The organism is Amycolatopsis suaedae (assembly GCF_004214935.1).
GTDB lineage: Bacteria > Actinomycetota > Actinomycetes > Mycobacteriales > Pseudonocardiaceae > Amycolatopsis > Amycolatopsis suaedae.
In genome coordinates this window covers 240,249-257,680 of the sequence record NZ_SFCC01000013.1, presented here as the reverse complement: position 1 = coordinate 257,680, position 17,432 = coordinate 240,249, and the positions used below count along the sequence as shown (strand labels likewise).

Sequence of the window (17,432 nt, the reverse complement as noted above, 5' to 3'; positions counted from 1 at the left end):
CGAGGATAGTCAACCTGCCTGCGCCGGTTTCCCGTCGCGAGCGGGCAGATCGACGTACACGCGGACGGTGATGTGGCCGTCACCGGTGTGCAGCCGGACGAGGTCGGCGATCTGGTTGATCATGAGCAGGCCGCGTCCGCGCCGGTGGTCTACGGGAACGGGGAGCCTGCCGGCCAGTGGGGACAGCGGGCCGGGACTGGCGTTGGTGGCCTGGAAGACCAGCGCCGACCCGGTCGTCCAGCACGCCAGGCGGCTGGCGTGCCCGTGGTCGATGCAGTTGGCCGCCAGCTCGTTGACCGCGAGCACGACGTCGTCCTGCCGTTGCGGATCGAGCCCCGCCCGGGCGCTGTGGTCGGCTGCCCAGCGCCGGATGGCCGCCAGGCCGGACGCGGTGATGCCGTCCGCGGGGTAGGCGGAGACCTGTTCCGGTTCGGGGAGTGGCTGGTTGTGCGTGTCGACCACGGCGTCGGGCGCGTAACCGGTGCTGGTCCAGTGCCGGTCGCCCTCGACGATCACGGGATGCGTCAGCTCGGCCTCGGTCAGCACCGCCGAGGTGAGCCGATGCGTGTCGTACGGGCACAGGATGGTCACCTCCCGGCCCCGGAACGCCGCGTTGATCAGGGCTTCGTGCTGGGCGCAGGCCGGGTACTCGTCGGCGCTGCGCCCGGCCCAGATCGGCTCGCCGATGATCCGCACCCGCCGTCGCGGGTGCTGGTCGGCGAAGGCCCGCAGGACACCGGGGATGATGCGGCCGGGATTGCGGCCGGCCTCGGTCATGTCCAGCCAGCGCACCTGGTCGGCCGGCGCCCCGGAGGCGGCGACCGCGTCCCGCAGCGCCACCAGGTTGTCCCTGGGTACGGAGACGGCGACCGGCTCGTCCCGCGCCAGGCCGCCGACCACGAACGGCACCGTGGCGGCCAGGTAGTCCGCCGGTGTGCGGTAGAACAGCGCCGGGTGGGTGAAGGCGTCCTCGGGTCCGGGCCCGTGCCAGGCCGGGGCGCCGGCCCACCCGGGGCCGGAACTGGGAGGTTCAGAGTCCACGGTGACGGATACCCCTTCGGCGGCTGTCTCAAACCTACGCCGTTCCGGGGCCGAACAGCGCCATCGCCTCGTCGAACCACCGGGCGGCCTTGGCCGGGGTGATGACCTGCTGGTCGACGAGTTCGCCGACCAGCCGCCGCGCCCGGTCGAAGCAGGCCTGGGCGGCCTCGCCGGCACCACGCCGCCGGTGCACCTCGCCGAGCAGCACCAGCCTGCTGGATTCCTCGAACGACTCGTCGTTGTCCCGGAACGCTTCCACCGCGCGGCGCAGCCAGCCTGCACTCTCGTCCAGCTTGCCCAGGCCGGCGGTCGCCAGCCCCAGGTTGGTCAGCCGTAACCCGTCGTGGTGGCGGTCCTGGAGCTTGTCCTGGATCGCGATCGACTCGTGCAGGTGTCCCAGCGCGCCGGCGTACCGGCCGAGTGCGATCTCGATGCCGGCGAGCGTGCTCAGGCAGGCGAGTTCGGCATAGCGGAGACCCAGTTCGCGGGCGATGGCGAGGGCGCCGAGGCAGTCGCGCAGAGCCTGGTCCTGCTCGCCGGTCCGCTGGTGGACCAGGGCGAGGTTGAGCAGGCTCTCACCTTCGAGCATCCGGTCGCCGACGGCTCTGCGCAGGTCCAGCGCGCCGCGATGGCTGTCCAGGGCACGCCGGTCGTCGAGCAGGTAGGTGTACAGGAAGCCCCGGCAGGTCAGGATCCACGCCTGCGCCCGCTGGTCTCCGAGGTGACGCGCCGCCGTGAGCGCGAGGTCGTGCACGGCGAGCCCGTCGTGCAGCAGGGTCTGGTTGAGCAGGTAGGACTGGAGTGCCCAGGGCAGCTGCCAGGCGTAGCGGTGCCGGGCTGTCGCCGCGGCGAGCCGGATCGCGGCGAGCAGGTTCGGGTATTCGGCCCGGCACCACTCGCGTGCCTGCGTCAGGTCTGCCAGTGCGGGCGGGCGGGCCGTCGTCGTGATGGTCGCCAGGTGGACTCGGCGGTGTGGTAGCAGCAGCGCACCCGCCTCGGCCGTGGCGGCGAGGAACCAGTCGAGCAGCCGGCCGGTTGCCGCGTCGCGTTCGGCGGCGGTGTCCTGTTGCCCGCACAGGTCCTTCGCGTAGGCACGCAGCAGGTCGTGGAACCGGAAGCGGCCGGGTTCGGGCTCCTCGACGAGATGAGCGGCCGTGAGCTGGCTCAGTCGACGCTGCGCGGTGGCGTCCTCGATGCCGGCGAGGGCGGCGGCGGCCCGTGCGGTGAAGTCCACCCCGGGATGCAGGCCGAGCAGCCGGAACAGCCGCGCGGTGTCCTGGTCGAGCGCGCGGTAGGAATGGGCGAACACCGAGCGCAGGTCGGCGGCCGGGTCGTCGTCGACGGCGAACGCCGTCAGGTCGTCCGGTCCGTCCAGCGCACCGAGGAAGTCCCGCAGTGACAGCCCGGGATGCAGGCCGGCGTTCTCACTCAGGATCCGGATCGCCAGTGGCAGTCCCGCGCACCGGGCGACGAACCGCCTGCCGGCTTCCGGGTCGTGCGTCACCCTCTCCTCGCCGAGGATCCGGGACAGCAGGCGCACCCCGTCGCCGGGTGGCATCGGCTCGACCGTGACCATGGCGAGGCCCGGTCCGGCCTGCCGGTCCCTGGTGGTGACCAGCGTCGTGCAGCCGGGCCCCGGCAGCAGCGGGGCGAGCAGCTCGCGGTCGCGCACGTTGTCCAGGATCACCAGCAACCGCCGGTAGGCGGTCCGGGCACGCCACAGCGCGACCCGCTCGTCGACGGCGGCCGGGACCGTGTCGCCGGGGACACCGATCGAGTGCAGCAGAACGAGCAGGGCCGACGTCGCGTCCAGTGCCGCGTCCGGCTCGTAGCCACGCAGGTTGAGAAAGATCTGCCCGCCCGGGTACTTCTCCGCGGACCGGTGCGCGAAGGTCACGGCGAGGGCGGTCTTCCCGACACCGGCGGTCCCTTCGACGACCACGGTCGCGGGTCCGGCCGCCAGCTCGGCGAGCCGTCGCAGTTCGGCGGACCGCCCGACGAAATGAGGGATCGCGGACGGCAGTTGCCGTGGCACCTCGGCCGCCGTGCCCTGCTCGTCGAGCAGGGCACGCAACCCCGGCGACGGGACGCCGAGCCGGTCGTACTCGGCCAGTGCCTCGGCCCGCCTGCCCGACCGGAGCAGCACCGTGATCAGCAGCTCGTGCAGCCGCCGGCCGGACGGGTGCTCGCGGACCAGCCTGGTCAGCTCGGGGGCGACGCCGTCGAGCAGGCCCAGCTGGAGCCGCAGGTTCGCCCACCGCCGCGCGGCCGCGATTCGCTCGGCGTTCAGCGGTTCGGCCTCGTCGTGCCGGAAGGTGTCCGAGTCGACGTCGACGAACGCGCTGCTCTGCCACAGTGCCAGGGCGTCGTCCAGGCACGTGCCCGCGTCGGCGGTCCGGCCGGCGGCCTCGTGCCGCTCGGACTCGGTGACCAGGCGGCGGAAGCCGGCCAGGTCGAGGCTGTCCGCGTCGGCGGCGAGGACATAGCCGCCAGGGGTGGTACGCAGCAGGTCGCCGACGACCTCCCGGAGCCGGTGCACCAGGGCGTGCACGGCCTGCCGCGGCTTACGCGGTGGCGGGCCGCCGGACCACAGCCAGCGCACCAGTACCGGGACCGGCACCATGTCGCCCGCGCGAGAGGACAAGCCCGCGAGAAGGGTCCGTGCCAGGCCACGCAGGGGCACCACTGTGCCGTCGACCAGGACGCGAACCGGGCCCAGAACTTCGATTCGCACGGTCATGGGAGCCAGTATCGTGCAGGCGGTGAGGGTGGAGTTCTTCGTGCTGGGACCGCTGCGCGTCGAGGTCGGCGGGGAAGCGGTCCCGGTGCCGGGCGGAAAGGTCGCGGCCCTGCTGGCCGCGTTGCTGGCGCGCCCCGGCGAACTGGTACCGATCAGGCAGCTGGCGCACTGGATGTGGGACGAGGACGGCCCTCGCGACCCGCGCTCGGCGATCCAGACCAACGTCCGGCGGCTGCGCGATCTCGTCGGCACCGCGACCGTCCGCACCGGGCAAGGAGGTTACACGCTGGCGGTCACCGCGGAGTCGCTGGACGTCCTGCGGTTCCGCGAACTCGTCGAAGCGGCACACCGCGCGGACGCCGCCGGGCGGCTGGACGAGGCGGCCGGTCTGCTGGAGACGGCCCTGGGACTCTGGCGCGGACCTGCCTACGCCGACGTCGAATCGCCGGTCCTGCGTCAGGAGGAAGCACCGCATCTGGACGAGGAACGCTTGCGTGCCGGCCAGTTCTGGGCCGACGTGCGGTGCAGGCTAGGTCAGTACGACCTCGTCACCACCACGCTGAGCAGGCTGGTCAGCGAGCATCCCGTGCGGGAGAGCCTGAGCGAAATGCTGATCCGGGCCCTCTACCGTGCCGGTCGCAGGCCCGACGCGCTGGCCGAGTACCGCAGGCTCGCCCATGCCCTGGCCGAGGCCCAGGGACTGGATCCCAGCCCGGGCGTGCAGCGGCTGCACGAGGCGATTCTCGCCGACGCGCCGGAGGCAGAAGTGCCCGCCGCCACGGTGCCTGCGCAGCTGCCGGCCGCTCCGGGCCGGTTCACCGGCAGGACGGCCGAACTCGCCCAGCTGGACGAACAGCTGGCGGGCCTGGGCGAGGCAGGCGTGACCGTCGTCGTGCTCGCGGGTACGCCCGGTGCGGGCAAGACGGCACTGGCTGTGCACTGGGCGCATCAGCATGTACACCGGTTCCCGGACGGTCAGCTGTACGTCAACCTGCGTGGCTGGGGGCCGTCGGACCCGCTGCGCCCGATCGAGGCGCTCGCGGGTTTTCTCGGTGCGCTCGGTGTGCGGCCGGACGCCGTTCCCACCGACCAGGATCAGGCCGCGGCGCTGTACCGTTCACTGCTCACCGGCCGGCGGGTGCTGGTGGTGCTGGACAACGCCGCCGATCCCGAACAGGTCCGGCCGTTGCTGCCCGGTCATCCGCAGGCGCTGGTGCTGGTCACCAGCCGATCACGCCTGCGCGGCCTGGTCGTCACCCATGCGGCGCACCGGATCGACGTCGGCATGCTCCCCGCGGGCGACGCCGTCGATCTGCTGGCCATGGGGCTGGGCGAGCGCGGCGGGCACACCGCGCACCTCGCTCCGCTGGCCGCCCGGTGCGCCGGGTTGCCGCTCGCGTTGCGCATCGCGGCGGCCGATCTGGCCGGCGAACCGGGCCTGCGCCTGGACGACTACCTCGCCCGGCTCAGCCGCCACAGGGCGTTGTCCACACTGACCTCCGGCGACGACCCGGCCACGGCGGTGCGCACTCTGTTCGAACACTCCTACGCACGGCTTCCGCCTGCGGCGCAACGACTGTTCCGCCTGCTCGGACTGGTCCCCGGTGCCGACCTGACCGCGGCCGCCGCCGCCGCGCTGACCGGTTCGTCCCCGGGCCGTGTGCTGGAGCTGTTGCGCACCCTGGTCCAGGCACACCTCCTCACCGAACACGTTCCCGGCCGTTTCTGCTTTCACGACCTCCTGCGTGCCTATGCCGACGAGTGCGCCTACGCCGACGAGACACCGGCCGCGCGGGACCAGGCCCTCCGTGGCCTGCTCGACTGGTACCTGGAGTCCGCCGACAACGCCGTGTCCAGAATGGACCCTGCTGCCGTCCGGGCGCCCACCGTGGTGGGGGATCCGGTCCGTCCCGCCGAATTCGACAGCCACACCGAAGCCAGAAGCTGGCTGGACGCGGAACGGGACAACCTCGTCGCCATAGTCCTTAGCGGACAGAACGGCGGGTTCAACGACCACGCCTGGCGGATCGGGTTCACCCTGCGGGCCTATCTGCAGCGCGAGCCGCAGGTCGTGGTCTGGCTGGAGTCGGCGCAGGCGGTGCTCGCCGCGGCCTCGGTGATCGGCGACCCCCTGCCGCTCGGCGCGGCGATGACCAATCTGGCCCACCTGCATCTGTGTACCGGTGAGCTCGACCAGTCGGCCGCCTTCGCCGAGCGGGCGCTGCCCCTGCTCAGGCAGTCCGGCTGGTCGCTGGGGGAGCTGGTGGTGCTGGTCGTCGTCGGGCTGGCCAGCCAGCACGCCGGGAAGCTGCGCGCCGCCGCCGGATACCACCGGGAGGCGCTCGAACTCGCGGCCGGATCCGGGCGGGCACTGCTGGAAGCGGGCTGCCTGCACAACCTCGCCACGGTGTCCGAACTGCTCGGCGACCTGGCCGGCTCGGTCGGCTACGCGCGGCGCGCGCTGGTCATCGCCACCGAACACGGCGACGATGCCGGCAGGGCCCTGTCGCTGTTCAGCATCGGAACGGCCGAACACCAGCGGGGCCACTTCGCCGAGGCTGGCGAGAACCTGACCGAGGCGGCCCGCCTGTCCGCCGAGCTGTCCTACAGCATCGGCCGCATGATGTCGACGATCGCCCTGTCGCGGCTGTACCGGGATCGCGGCCGGTACGCGCGGGCACGTGAGTACGCCGACACCGGCGTCGCGCTGGCCGTGCACAGCGGCGACCGGCCACGGGAGGTTCGCGCACTCAACGCGCGTGCCTCGATCGACCTGCGCTGTGGTGACCTGGCCGCGGCGCGGGAGCGTTTCCGGCAGGCGCTGCGGGTGGCGGACCGGAGTGGAATCGCCCAGGCCAGGGTGGAAACGTTGATCGGCCTCGCCGCGGTCGACCGCTGTCTGGGCGATCCGGACGTGGCACGGTCCAGCGTGGCCGAGGCGTTGCGGGCCGCCGGGGAGATCGGCTGCCGCGGGTTCGAGGTGCGTGCGCTGATCGAGCTCGCCGAGATCGGCTTCGCCACGGGGGAAGCCGCGGCACGCGAGCATGCGGAGCAGGCCCTCTCGCTCAGCGAGGAGACCGGGCAGCGGGTGGTGCGGGTGGACGCGCTGGACCTGCTCTCCAGGATCGCGCGGCAGCGGGCCGACTCCGCCGCGGCGGCGGCCTACCGCCGCGAGGCGGAGCGTCTCGCCGCGGACATCGGGCTGCCCGCGGCCGGCGTGTCAGTCGTATGACCCGGCGACCGACTTGTGATGAAAGCCGGGCCCGTCCACGCCGTCCGCCATGCTCGGCCGCCGGACGGCGAAGTTGTTGTACCCCTGGTGGCCGTCGATCTCGGTGATGATCGTGGTTGCCGCGGCGGTGATCGACTCACCGGCGTCGAAGAACTCCCGGCGCAGTTCGGCGGCCTGCCTCGGTATGTACTCGACGACAGCCTTGGGTGCCGGGCTTGCCTGGCCGGCCACGACTTCCGGTTCGATCAACTCGCCGATGGCGGACGGAAGGGCCGCCACAGCCTGAAGCACGCCCGCGCCCAGGTTCGTGGGGCTCGCCAGGACCGGCCCGACAACAGAGGTGATCGCGCCGAGGCGCTTCAGTTGTTTCGCCGCGGGTGTGGCGCCGGCCGTGGCGACAGTCTGCGCGAGCAGCGCCTTCAACGTCGCGGCTTCCACGTCTAGCCAGGCCAGCACCTGGCTCTGGATCCGGTCGATGGCCACGTTGGTGGCGCCCAGGAGCTTGGCGAGTTCGTGGACCACCTTGCCGTGGTGCAGCCGGACCCCGTGGAGCGGCTGGTAGAAGTTGCCGAAGAACTCGTCCGCCGCGTCGCCGTCCCAGACGTCGTGGTGGGTTTTCAGGTCCGCGAAGTCCTCCGGTGGATAGCGGGAGATCTCCCACGCCTCGGTGAGCAGGCGATGGGCGTCCCGGACATGGGCGGAGTCGAGCAGCATGACCGGCTCCAGTGTGTCCCTGACTTCCTGGACCACCGCGGCCGCCCTGCCCTCGGCGGCGGCGCTGACGGTGGTCAGTGCCTGTTCGAACTCCGCATACGCGTTGGTTCCGTCATTGCGAATGCTCAGGAATGCCGGAGCCTTGACCACGTACTTGCAGCCACTGCGGCTCGGCGGCGCGTAGGCCTTCTTCGGGAAATCAAGCAGGAACTGCGGACTCTTGTTCAGATCGTCGGCTCCGTCCATCACCAGGACATCGTGGAGGAGATCGGAAAGCCAGCTCAGCGAATCGAGGAATGCCTCGTGGTTGTTGGTGGCGAACATGTCCGTCCTTACTGGGCGGCCGGCGGGACGTGCCATTGGCGGCCCGGGGCGGGACCGCGGCCCAGCAGCACCCGGTGGTCGGCCATCAGCTTCGTGAACTCACTCTGCGCATCCTGTCCTGCAGCTCCTGCCCCCTCTGGAACCCCACGGACCGTCAACCGCGGCGACGGTAACGAAAGACCTCTGACAGATCGCTTTCGTCCGCCTGACGGTCAGGCGCCGGCCAGTGCGGTGTTCGCCAGCGGAACGAGAAGCCGGCGCGCCGTGTCGATGTCCGCCTCGTTGCTCATGTCGAGGCGGTCGGTACCCAGCTTGATGCTGACCACGGCCGTGGCGTCGTGGGCGAGTAGCTCCACCGTCAGCTCACCGACGCGGCCACTGTGCTTCCACAGTGCGGCCAGGCCGACGGTGACGTCCGGCGCCTGGTAGTACCCCTTGCCGGATGCCGTGCGCCGGAAGGTCTCGGCCGGGTCGCCGGTGGCGTCGCGGGAGACGTAGAAGTGGTTCACGTTGGGATCGCCGACCCACTCGCAACTGACCACGGACCCGTACTGGCTGCTGGCTTCCGGATACGGGTAGGCCACCGACACGGTACGCAGCGCGTCCGGGGTGAACTTGCGGCACCATTTCGGTAGCTGGTCGTAGGAGGCGGCGGGAAGCTCGCCCGGTGACCCGAGCTGGACGGCGGTGATCACTCCGGCGGTCAGCACCACCACCGTGACCAGGGCCGCGAGCAGCCACTTTCTGGCGCGGGACCGGCGTTTCGGGATCGGGGTTCCGGTCACCAGCGCGCGAGCCTGCGCCCGGTGCCGGTCGGCGGCGGCCACGACGGGCGGTGGCAGCCAGCCGTGTGCGGTGGCCGCCCCGGCCACCGCGTCCAGGATCTGCCGCGGTGCCGGCCTGCGGGACGGGGTCTTGTCCAGGCAGGCGGCGAGAAGTGCACGCAACGGCAGGGGAACGGCGTCGAGCCGGGGCGTGGCGTGCACGACGTTGTACAGGATCTGCGGTGTGGAGTTCCCGTCGAACGGACTGCGCCCGCCCGCGGCCATGACCAGCATCGCGCCCAGCGAGAACACGTCGCTGGCCGGGGTGAGATCGGCGCCGAGTGCCTGCTCGGGCGACATGAAACCCGGTGAGCCGATGATCGAGCCCGTCGACGTCAGTTCGTGGTTGCCCTCGATCGCGCGGGCGATGCCGAAGTCGATGACCCGCGGGCCGTCGTCGGTGAGCAACACGTTGGACGGCTTGAGGTCGCGGTGGATGAGTCCGGCCCGGTGGATGTCGATCAGTGCGGAGGCCAGCCCGGCGGTGAGGACGCGCAGGGTGTGCACCGGCAGCGGACCCACCAGGTCGACCGCCTGCCGCAGCGACGGCCCCGGTACGTACACCGAGGCCAGCCAGGGCGCGGCGGCTTCGGTGTCGGCGTCCAGCACGGCCGCGGTGTACGCACCGGACACCGCGCGGGACACCTCGACCTCCCGGCGGAACCGGGAACGGAAACCCTCGTCCCGCGCGAGATGCGGGTGGACCAGCTTGACCGCGGCCAGCCTCCCGTCGGGAGCGACACCGAGCCACACCCGGCCCATGCCCCCCTCACCCAGTGAGCCGACCAGCCGGTAACGGCCGACGGCGACGGGATCGCCCGCTGTGAGCCCTTCCACGATCCTCCCTCGACGCCGGACCGGGGCGACACTAGCCACGGTCCGGCGGCCGTCGCAATGTGGCGACGATCCTGCCCCGCGGTGCGTGGAATGAAAGCGATCTGTCAGCGCGGCGCCGCTACGGTGGCCCGCGCAGGAGGGGCGCGAGCGGGGGAGTGCAGATGGGAAACCGGGCATGCCGCGGTATCCGTACGGGTACCCGGGCTACCAGCGGCGCCGGTGCTGTCTTGTTCGTACTGTTCCGCTACCTCGTGCTGATCGGGACGCTGCTCCCGGCGGAATCCTGCTGTTCGCCCGCAGGCCCGCCGGGCGCGCGACCGTGATCGTCGGCAGTCTGTGACGACGCCGGGTATCACGTGCGCTGTCAGACCCACTGCGGCCTGGCTGAGCCGCTGAGTCCTGGAGGGACCGTGTACACCAGAATTCTGACCGCCGTCGTCGCGCTGGCAGCGGCGATGGCGACCCCGGCGGAGGCCACCGCGCCGGTGCTGCCCCGGATCGCCATCGACGACGGTGGCCTCACCGACACCGCCACCGGGCGGCCGTTCGTCCCGCGGGGAGCGAACTACGTGCGGCTGGCGGAGTTCGCGCCACCCGGCGCCGCGAAGTACGTGTACTCGTCGACGTTCGAACCAGGACGGTACGACCAGGCCGCGGTACGGGCGGCGCTGGCGCAGATGAAACACGACGGCTACAACACCGTGCGGGTGTTCATCGACCACGGCGGCGGCTGGCCGGTCTCCCACGGCATCTCCACGGGCGGGGACAGTGTCGAGCCGATCAAGGCCGAGTACCTGGCCAACGTGACCGATTTCGTCCGGCTGGCCGCCGACCACGGCGTCTACACCCTTCCCTCACTGGACGGCGTGCCACCCAACAGGTACTACTCCGACATCATCAGGCAGTACCCCGTGCACAACGTCGCCGGGCACAACCTGCATTTCCTGCACACCGGTTTCCTGCGGGCCAAACAGGAGTACCTCACCCAGTTCTCGGCGCGCCTGCTGGAGCGGCTGGGACCGCGCTACGGCACCGCGGTTCTCGCCTACCAGGCCGACAACGAGCAGCACTTCCGGGTACGCGAGGCGCCCTACCACGAGTACCGCGGCACCGTGACCGGGCTCGACGGGGTCGTCTACGACATGGCGAACCCGGCCGAGCGCCAGCGGTCCGCCGACGCCAGCCTGGCCGTCTACGTCAACGGGCTCAAGGACGCGCTCACCTCGGTCGACCCGGCCGCCGAGCTGGCCATCGGCTTCTTCACCAACCGCGCGGTCAACCGGACCGGATTCGATGGGCTGTCCCACCGGCACGACTGGGCACCCGGCCGGCCCTCGGCGCTCGGCGGCACGGCCGTCGACCTGCTCGACATCCACCTCTACCCGAAGGTACGCGGCTACACGGTGGCCGAGGACCTGGCGACCATGGAACACCGGGCACTGCGCAAACCGGTCATCGCCGGGGAGTTCGGCGCACATCACCGGGAGTGGGACCAGGACCTGATCAAGGCGGCGTGGGGCATGCGCGACGCGCAGGTCGCCTCCTGCGCCGAGGGGGTCCGGGGATGGCTGTTCTGGACCTGGGACACCCGTGAACCACTCGCCAACCAGGACGAGTTCTTCAACCTCAGCGACGGCGGCGGCGCCATCAACGGTGTCTGGGCCCCGATCAAACGCCCGGATGCCTGTGTCCGGTGACCGGTTCCACCTTCGGGTAATACCCGGCTGGGTCGCCTTCGTGATGGGCTGACAGCCGTGTCGGTCACCACGGAGACGAAGAAGGCGCTGCCGCTGCGGGTGCTGGTGGTGACCATGTACGACGGGCCGGATCCGGCCAGGAGACTGGAGTCCCGGTTGTGGCTCGCCGGGGGCCGGTTCGACCGCGAGGTCGCCGTGTCCGGGTTGCCCGCCGAATCGCCCGTCGTCCGCTACGACGAACGGGGCGTGGGGCTCGTGGTGACCGGTGCCGGGGAGGCGAACGCGGCGGCCTCGCTGACCGCGCTGGTCCACAGTGGTCACTTCGATCTGCGCGGCACCTACATCCTGGTGGCCGGTATCAGCGGGATCGACCCCGCACAGGGCACACTCGGCACCGCCGTGTGGACCGACTTCGCCGTCCACGGCGGTGCGGCCCACCACATCGACGCCAGGGAACTACCTGACGGCTGGGACTCCGGCTACGTCGCGCTCGGCGCGGACCGTCCGGGCGCACCACCGGCCTGGGGCCTGGGCCACGAGGTGTTCGAGCTGGACCCCCGGTTCCTGCGTGCGGCGTACCGGCTCACCGCGGACGTGGACCTGGCCGACAGCGAACAGGCCGCCGCGCTGCGCGCCCGCTATCCCGAGGCCCCGGCGAACGCCGCGCCGATGGTGCGGATCGGTTCGACCATGTCGGAGAACACCTTCTGGTCCGGGCCGCTGCTGAGCCAGCGGGCCCGGCGCTGGGTCAGCGTCTTCACCGGGGGACGCGGCCAGTACTGCACGACGCAGATGGAGGACAACGCCACGCTGCTGGTCCTGTGGCGGGCCGCGGCGGCCGGACTGGTCGACGCCGCCCGGGTCGCGATCCTGCGCGTGGGGTCGAACTTCGACCAGGCACCACCGGGCGGGCGCCCGCAGGACGCGTTCGGTGCGAACGACTGCTGGGACCTCGCGGCCGAGAACGCCTACCGGGTCGGGTCCGTGGTGGTTCAGGACATCGTGGAGCGCTGGACGGTCTGGGAGCACGGCGTCCCCGCATCCGGCGAAAGTCGGCGGCCACCCCCTACTTAAGTGACAGCCGGTTTCGCACATCGACCGATGTCCGGGCCCCGGTCCGCGTCGCATCCTCGGTGCGGAAACGTTGCCGGGTGTAGGGGGTCACGATGTTGCCAGCGGAGGATTTTCGGTCACTGTTCCAGGTTCTGGAGGTCGCGGCCGCGTGCGCGCACCGGGAGTGCTTCTTCGACGAGGTGCGGCAGGCCGTGGCGTGTCATCTGGGCTGGCGGAACAGCCTGATCGTGGATGTCCACGGCAACCTGCCGGTCAGTGCCGTCGACAGGCATCCGGCCGGTGACGGCGCCGCGAACCTGATGCAGGGGGTCGTCGACGGCGGCACCGGCGGCAGGGCACTGCTGGTCGTCTACCACGGTGAGACGGCCGGGGTGAGCCGGCGCGACCAGTTGCTGCTGTCGCTGCTGTGCCGTCACCTGGGTCCGTGGCTGGCCAACCACCGGGCGCCGCCCGCGCCGGACAGGTCGATGTTGTCGCCACGGGAACGGCAGGTGGCCGACCTCGTCGCGGCGGGGCTGACCAACCGGGAGATCGCGGACCAACTCTACGTCAGCGTCGACACGGTCAAGAAGCACCTCACCGGCGCGATGGCCAAGCTCGGCGTGCGCAACCGCACCCAGCTCGCGCTGCGGAGCAGATGAACGGCGCCCGGCGCGGTGTCGTATGCCCGGTTTCTGACAAACCTCACGAGGAGGTGATGGACAACGTCGCTACCAGCGTCAACGGGCGCTGATCAGCATGGGGGCATGACGAAACAACCGAACTCGCCCACGAGCGTGACCGATCCCGACGCCCGCGAGAAGCTGCACATCGCTCGTTCACTGCTTGGCGGATACGCGGCCGTGAGCGTGCTGACCCTGCTGGCGATCGTGGTGTTCAGCGGCAACGCCGCCATGGTCACCGAGGCGGTGTGGATCCGCGGCTCGATCCTGGCCGTCGCCTCGCTGGTCACCTTCGCCATCGGTGTGTCCATGGCAAGGGGCTCGCGGCGTGACTACCGCAGGGTGCGGCTCATCGCGGGCGCCCAGGTGGTGGCGATCGTCGTGATCGAGTCCGTTCCCGGCGCCTTCCCGGTCTGGTTCAAGATCGAGAACGGGGTGTGCGGCGCACTGCTGGTCATCGTCGTCCTGCTGACCTTCGCGCGGAGCGTGCGCACCACGTTCGCGGCACGGTGATCACGGCGTCCGCGCAGGTCCGCCCGGGCGGCGGTACGGTCGGCGGCGTGGCAGGAAGGGCGGAGTCCGGGCAACCGGGCGGCTTGGACGAACGGCGCCGGCTGCTGCTGTCGCTGGGCATGCTCTGCTACCCGTTCCTGGCGGGCGCCGGGGTCGCCCAGTACTCACGCGGCGCCGGGCTCGTCGCCGGCTACCTGCTGCTGGCGGGGATCGCCGCGTGCTACCTCGCCGTCGTGGTCGCCTCGATGCGGTCGGCGTGGCAGGCCTACTGGGGGCTGCTGGCGGTGATGACGGCACTGGCCGTGCCGGTGGCGCTGCTGGCCCGCGAGACCGCGCTGATCCTCCTCGCGGTGATCGTGCCGGCGGCGGCGGTACGCGCCGGTCGCCGGACGGGGCCAGCTCTCGTCGTGCTGGGGGCCACGGCGTGCGTCGTGGTGCCGATGCTGGTGCCCGGCTGGGACACCGGTCCCGGCTGGTACCACGCGGTCGCCGTCGTGTTCACCGCGCTGCTGGTCCATGCCTTCAGCGGCACCGCCACGGCCAACCGGCAGCTGCGCGAGGCCAGAGCGGAGGTGGCCAGGCTGGCTTCGGAGGCCGAACGCAACCGGATCGCCCGTGACCTGCACGACCTGCTCGGCCACTCGCTCACCGCCATCACCGTGAAGAGCGGCCTGGCCAGGCGGCTCGCCGCCGGCGCGCCCGCCGCCGCGCTGGCGGAGATCGAGTCGGTGGAACGGTTGTCCCGCCAGACGCTGGCCGACGTGCGGGCCGCGGTGTCCGGATACCGGGAGGTGACGCTGGCAGGCGAGCTCGCCCGCGGCCGGGAACTGCTGAGGGCGGCGGGTGTCGCCGCCGACCTGCCGACCGCGTCCGACGGGGTACCGCCCGAGCGGCAGGAACTGTTCGGCTGGATCGTGCGGGAAGGGGTGACGAACGTGGTGCGGCACGCACGGGCCGGCCGGTGCACGGTCGAGCTGACCGTGTCGTCCGTGGAGATCCGGGACGACGGGGCCGGCGGCCCGGCCGGCACCGGGTCCGGGTTGGACGGACTGCGTACCCGCGTGGCAGCGGCGGGCGGTGTGCTGACCGCCGGCCCGGTGCCACCACGCGGGTGGTCGCTGCGCGTGGAGTTCCCGGCATGACGATCCGGCTGCTGCTCGCCGACGACCAGGAGCTGGTCCGGCAGGCTTTGCGTGTCCTGCTCGACCTGGAGCCGGACTTCGAGGTGGTGGCCTCGGTCGGCCGGGGCGACGAGGTGGCGGCCGCGGCACTGGACCACCGTCCGGACGTGGCGCTGCTGGACATCGACATGCCTGGCCTGGACGGGCTGGCCGCGGCGGCCGTGCTCACCGCGCAGGTGCCCGCCTGCCGGGTGGTCATCCTGACCACCTTCGGCCGGACCGGCTACCTGCGCCGGGCGATGGAGGCCGGCGCGGTCGGGTTCGTCGTCAAGGACGCCCCTGCCGACACCCTCGCCGACGCCATCCGGCGGGTGGCGGCCGGGGAACGGGTGGTGGACCCGGCCCTTGCCGCGGCCACCCTGGCGGCGGGCGAGTCGCCGCTCACCGCCCGCGAACGTGACGTGCTCATCGCGGCCCGCTCCGGCGCCACCGTCGCCGAGATCGCCGCCCGGCTGTACCTCGCCGAGGGCACCGTGCGCAACTACCTGTCCGGGGCCACCACCAAGACCGGCACCCGCAACCGGATGGAGGCGCTGCGGGTGGCCGACGAACGCGGCTGGCTGTGACGGCGCGGGCCGGGCCCGCGCTCAGCCGGGCAGTGCCTCGTCGGCGGCGACGACCTCCGCGAAGAACTGCCGGTGCACCTTGTACGGCCGGTCGAGTTCGATCCGGTGGTACAGGCCGGACGGCGTGCCGAAGCGGATGTCGCGGGGGAAGCGCCGCGCGCCGTCGCGGGTCACCACCAGGATCGCCCGGTCGGTGACCACGATCGTCGCCGCGGGCACGGTGAAGATTCCGGAGCCGGTGACCGCGATGAACCCCGTCTGGATCCGCTCACCGGGCTCCAGGTGGGGTGCGGCTCGCTTGGCGACCAGTTCGGCTCGTCGTTGCTGATAACCCATGATTTTCCTCCGGGACGGGGCCTGTCCCCAACGTAGGCGGGTTCGCGAGGCCCGGACGCCCGATGGCAGCTTCCGGCACGGGCTAGTGCAGCTGATCGCGGCGGCGGGCCAGGTACGCGGTCTCGGCGGTGTTGCCTGCCAGTTCGATCGCCCTGTCGTAGGCGGCCCGGGACTGCTCGCTGCGGCCCAGCCTGCGCAGCAGGTCGGCGCGGGTCGCGTGGTAGGCGTGGTAGCCGGCCAGCGTGCCGTCGAGGCGGTCGACGGCCGCCAGCGCCACCTCGGCGCCGTCGAGTTCGGCGACCGCGATGGCCCGGTTGAGGGCGACGATCGGCGACGGGTCGAGCCGGACGAGCTGGTCGTAGAGGGCGAGGACCTGCGACCAGTCGGTGTCCCGCACGTCGCGGGCCGAGGTGTGCACGGCGTTGATCGCGGCGAGGATCTGGTACCGGCCGGGCGCCACGCCGGCCGCGAGACGTTCGCGGACCAGCTGATGTCCCTCGGCGATCAGCGCCGTGTCCCAGGCTCCCCGGTCCTGCTCGCCGAGCGGGACCAGCTCGCCGCTCGCGGAGACCCGCGCGGCGCGGCGGGCCTCGCTGAGCAGCATCAGCGCCAGCAGCCCGGCCACCTCACCGTCGCCGGGCAGGAGGGTCCGGACCAGGCGGGTGAGCCGGATCGCCTCGGCGGTCAGGTCGTGCCGCACCGGATCGGTGCCGGGACCGGTCGCCAGGTAGCCCTCGTTGAAGACGAGGTAGAGGACGGCGAGCACACCCGAGACACGTGCCGGGAGGTCCTCCGCCGAGGGCACCCGGTAGGGGATACGCGCCGCCTTGATCTTGGCCTTGGCGCGGGTGATCCGCTGTGCCATGGCGGTTTCCTGCACCAGGAAGGCGCGGGCGATCTCGGGCACGGTCAGGCCGCCGACCATGCGCAGCGTCAGCGCCACGCGGGTCTGCGCCGCGAGCGCCGGATGACAGCAGGTGAAGACCAGCCGCAGCCGTGCGTCGTCGATGGCGCCGAGGTCCGGCGGCTCCGCGCGCTCGTCGTGCAGCATCCGCGCCTCCTTCTGCTTGTCCTCGCGCTTGTTCTCCCGCCGGATCCGGTCGATCGCCTTGCGGTGGGCGGTGGTGGTCAGCCAGGCACCGGGGTTGGGCGGGACTCCGCCGGCCGGCCACCGCTCGACGGCGGTGGCGAAGGCCTCGGCCGCCGCCTCCTCGGCGATGTCGAGATCACCGAAACGCTTGGTCAGCGTGGCGACCACCCGCGCCCACTCCTCGTGGTGAACGCGGGTGATCGCCTCGCGGACGTCGGCCGGGCTCACCGGAACGGCCGAACCTCGACCCTGCGGTTGCAGGCCTTCGACCCCTCGGCCGCCAGCTTCAGTGCGACGTCGAGGTCGGGGGCCTCGAGAACCCAGAAGCCGGCGAGGTACTCCTTGGACTCGATGAACGGCCCGTCGGTGAACACCGCCTCGTCACCCCGGTTGTCGATGACCGTGGCCGTGTCGGGCGAGGCGAGACCGCCGGCGAAGACCCAGTTGCCGTCCGCGATGAGCCGCTCGTTGAACACGTCGATGGCGGCCATCTCCGCCGCGGTGGCGGTGGTGGGCTGGTCGTGAAGCACGGAAACCAGGTACTGCATGCTCGTCTCCTGACGTTCTCGGTTCGGGTGTCCGTACCCCTACTACGAACGGG

Annotated in this window: 14 protein-coding genes; 7 read left to right on the top strand and 7 right to left on the bottom strand. The window is 71.8% G+C overall.

Translation table 11 applies throughout. The annotated features are described in order from the left end of the window. Positions 1 to 9: 9 nt before the first annotated feature. Both EWH70_RS25750 and EWH70_RS25745 read right to left on the bottom strand, forming a co-directional pair. Positions 10 to 1,041: a sensor histidine kinase gene (locus tag EWH70_RS25750; RefSeq protein WP_130478086.1), complete on the bottom strand. Its 1,032-nt coding sequence runs from the start codon at positions 1,039 to 1,041 to the stop codon at positions 10 to 12. Between the two features lie 34 nt (positions 1,042 to 1,075). Continuing rightward, positions 1,076 to 3,781: an AfsR/SARP family transcriptional regulator gene (locus tag EWH70_RS25745; RefSeq protein WP_130478085.1), complete on the bottom strand. Its 2,706-nt coding sequence runs from the start codon at positions 3,779 to 3,781 to the stop codon at positions 1,076 to 1,078. Between the two features lie 22 nt (positions 3,782 to 3,803). Between EWH70_RS25745 and EWH70_RS25740 the strand changes: the two genes are divergently transcribed. Next, positions 3,804 to 7,013 carry an AfsR/SARP family transcriptional regulator gene (locus EWH70_RS25740; protein WP_165436414.1) on the top strand — a complete coding sequence of 1,070 codons (3,210 nt, stop codon included), beginning with the start codon at positions 3,804 to 3,806 and terminating at the stop codon, positions 7,011 to 7,013. Here the strand turns inward: EWH70_RS25740 and EWH70_RS25735 are convergent. Together EWH70_RS25735 and EWH70_RS25730 are read right to left on the bottom strand one after the other, a co-directional pair. After that, positions 7,002 to 8,051, bottom strand: coding sequence for a hypothetical protein (locus EWH70_RS25735; protein WP_130478083.1), 1,050 nt, complete (start codon positions 8,049 to 8,051; stop codon positions 7,002 to 7,004). The genes EWH70_RS25740 and EWH70_RS25735 overlap by 12 nt on opposite strands. 212 nt (positions 8,052 to 8,263) lie before the next feature. Further along, the gene (locus tag EWH70_RS25730) at positions 8,264 to 9,712 is read right to left on the bottom strand and encodes a serine/threonine-protein kinase (protein WP_240687227.1); all 1,449 of its coding nucleotides are present in this window, start codon (positions 9,710 to 9,712) and stop codon (positions 8,264 to 8,266) included. Between the two features lie 410 nt (positions 9,713 to 10,122). On the opposite strand from EWH70_RS25730, the gene EWH70_RS25725 reads away from it, so the two are divergent. The 6 genes from EWH70_RS25725 (at position 10,123) to EWH70_RS25700 (ending at position 15,405) form a co-directional block, all read left to right on the top strand. Beyond that, positions 10,123 to 11,409 carry a glycoside hydrolase 5 family protein gene (locus EWH70_RS25725; protein WP_130478081.1) on the top strand — a complete coding sequence of 429 codons (1,287 nt, stop codon included), beginning with the start codon at positions 10,123 to 10,125 and terminating at the stop codon, positions 11,407 to 11,409. Positions 11,410 to 11,466: 57 nt separating this feature from the next. Continuing rightward, positions 11,467 to 12,483 (top strand): purine-nucleoside phosphorylase, encoded by a 1,017-nt coding sequence (locus EWH70_RS25720; protein ID WP_130478080.1) that lies wholly within the window; start codon positions 11,467 to 11,469, stop codon positions 12,481 to 12,483. 92 nt (positions 12,484 to 12,575) lie between these two features. Further along, the gene (locus EWH70_RS25715) at positions 12,576 to 13,124 is read left to right on the top strand and encodes a helix-turn-helix transcriptional regulator (protein WP_130478079.1); all 549 of its coding nucleotides are present in this window, start codon (positions 12,576 to 12,578) and stop codon (positions 13,122 to 13,124) included. Between the two features lie 105 nt (positions 13,125 to 13,229). Next, positions 13,230 to 13,658: a hypothetical protein gene (locus EWH70_RS25710; RefSeq protein WP_130478078.1), complete on the top strand. Its 429-nt coding sequence runs from the start codon at positions 13,230 to 13,232 to the stop codon at positions 13,656 to 13,658. A 47-nt stretch (positions 13,659 to 13,705) separates the two neighbouring features. Then, positions 13,706 to 14,800, top strand: a complete 1,095-nt coding sequence (locus EWH70_RS25705) for a sensor histidine kinase (protein WP_240687226.1) — start codon at positions 13,706 to 13,708, stop codon at positions 14,798 to 14,800. Next, complete coding sequence (locus EWH70_RS25700) at positions 14,797 to 15,405, top strand: response regulator transcription factor (protein WP_130478077.1); 609 nt, start codon at positions 14,797 to 14,799, stop codon at positions 15,403 to 15,405. The genes EWH70_RS25705 and EWH70_RS25700 overlap by 4 nt, the downstream gene beginning before the upstream one ends. 21 nt (positions 15,406 to 15,426) lie before the next feature. Here the strand turns inward: EWH70_RS25700 and EWH70_RS25695 are convergent, their stop codons facing one another. From EWH70_RS25695 to EWH70_RS25685, 3 genes are all read right to left on the bottom strand, one after another. Continuing rightward, positions 15,427 to 15,741: a hypothetical protein gene (locus EWH70_RS25695; RefSeq protein WP_130478076.1), complete on the bottom strand. Its 315-nt coding sequence runs from the start codon at positions 15,739 to 15,741 to the stop codon at positions 15,427 to 15,429. Positions 15,742 to 15,823: 82 nt separating this feature from the next. Further along, on the bottom strand, positions 15,824 to 17,059 hold the full coding sequence (locus tag EWH70_RS25690; RefSeq protein WP_130478075.1) for an RNA polymerase sigma factor: 1,236 nt from the start codon (positions 17,057 to 17,059) through the stop codon (positions 15,824 to 15,826). Further along, positions 17,056 to 17,379 (bottom strand): YciI family protein, encoded by a 324-nt coding sequence (locus EWH70_RS25685; protein ID WP_130478074.1) that lies wholly within the window; start codon positions 17,377 to 17,379, stop codon positions 17,056 to 17,058. The genes EWH70_RS25690 and EWH70_RS25685 overlap by 4 nt, the downstream gene beginning before the upstream one ends. Positions 17,380 to 17,432 lie beyond the last annotated feature (53 nt).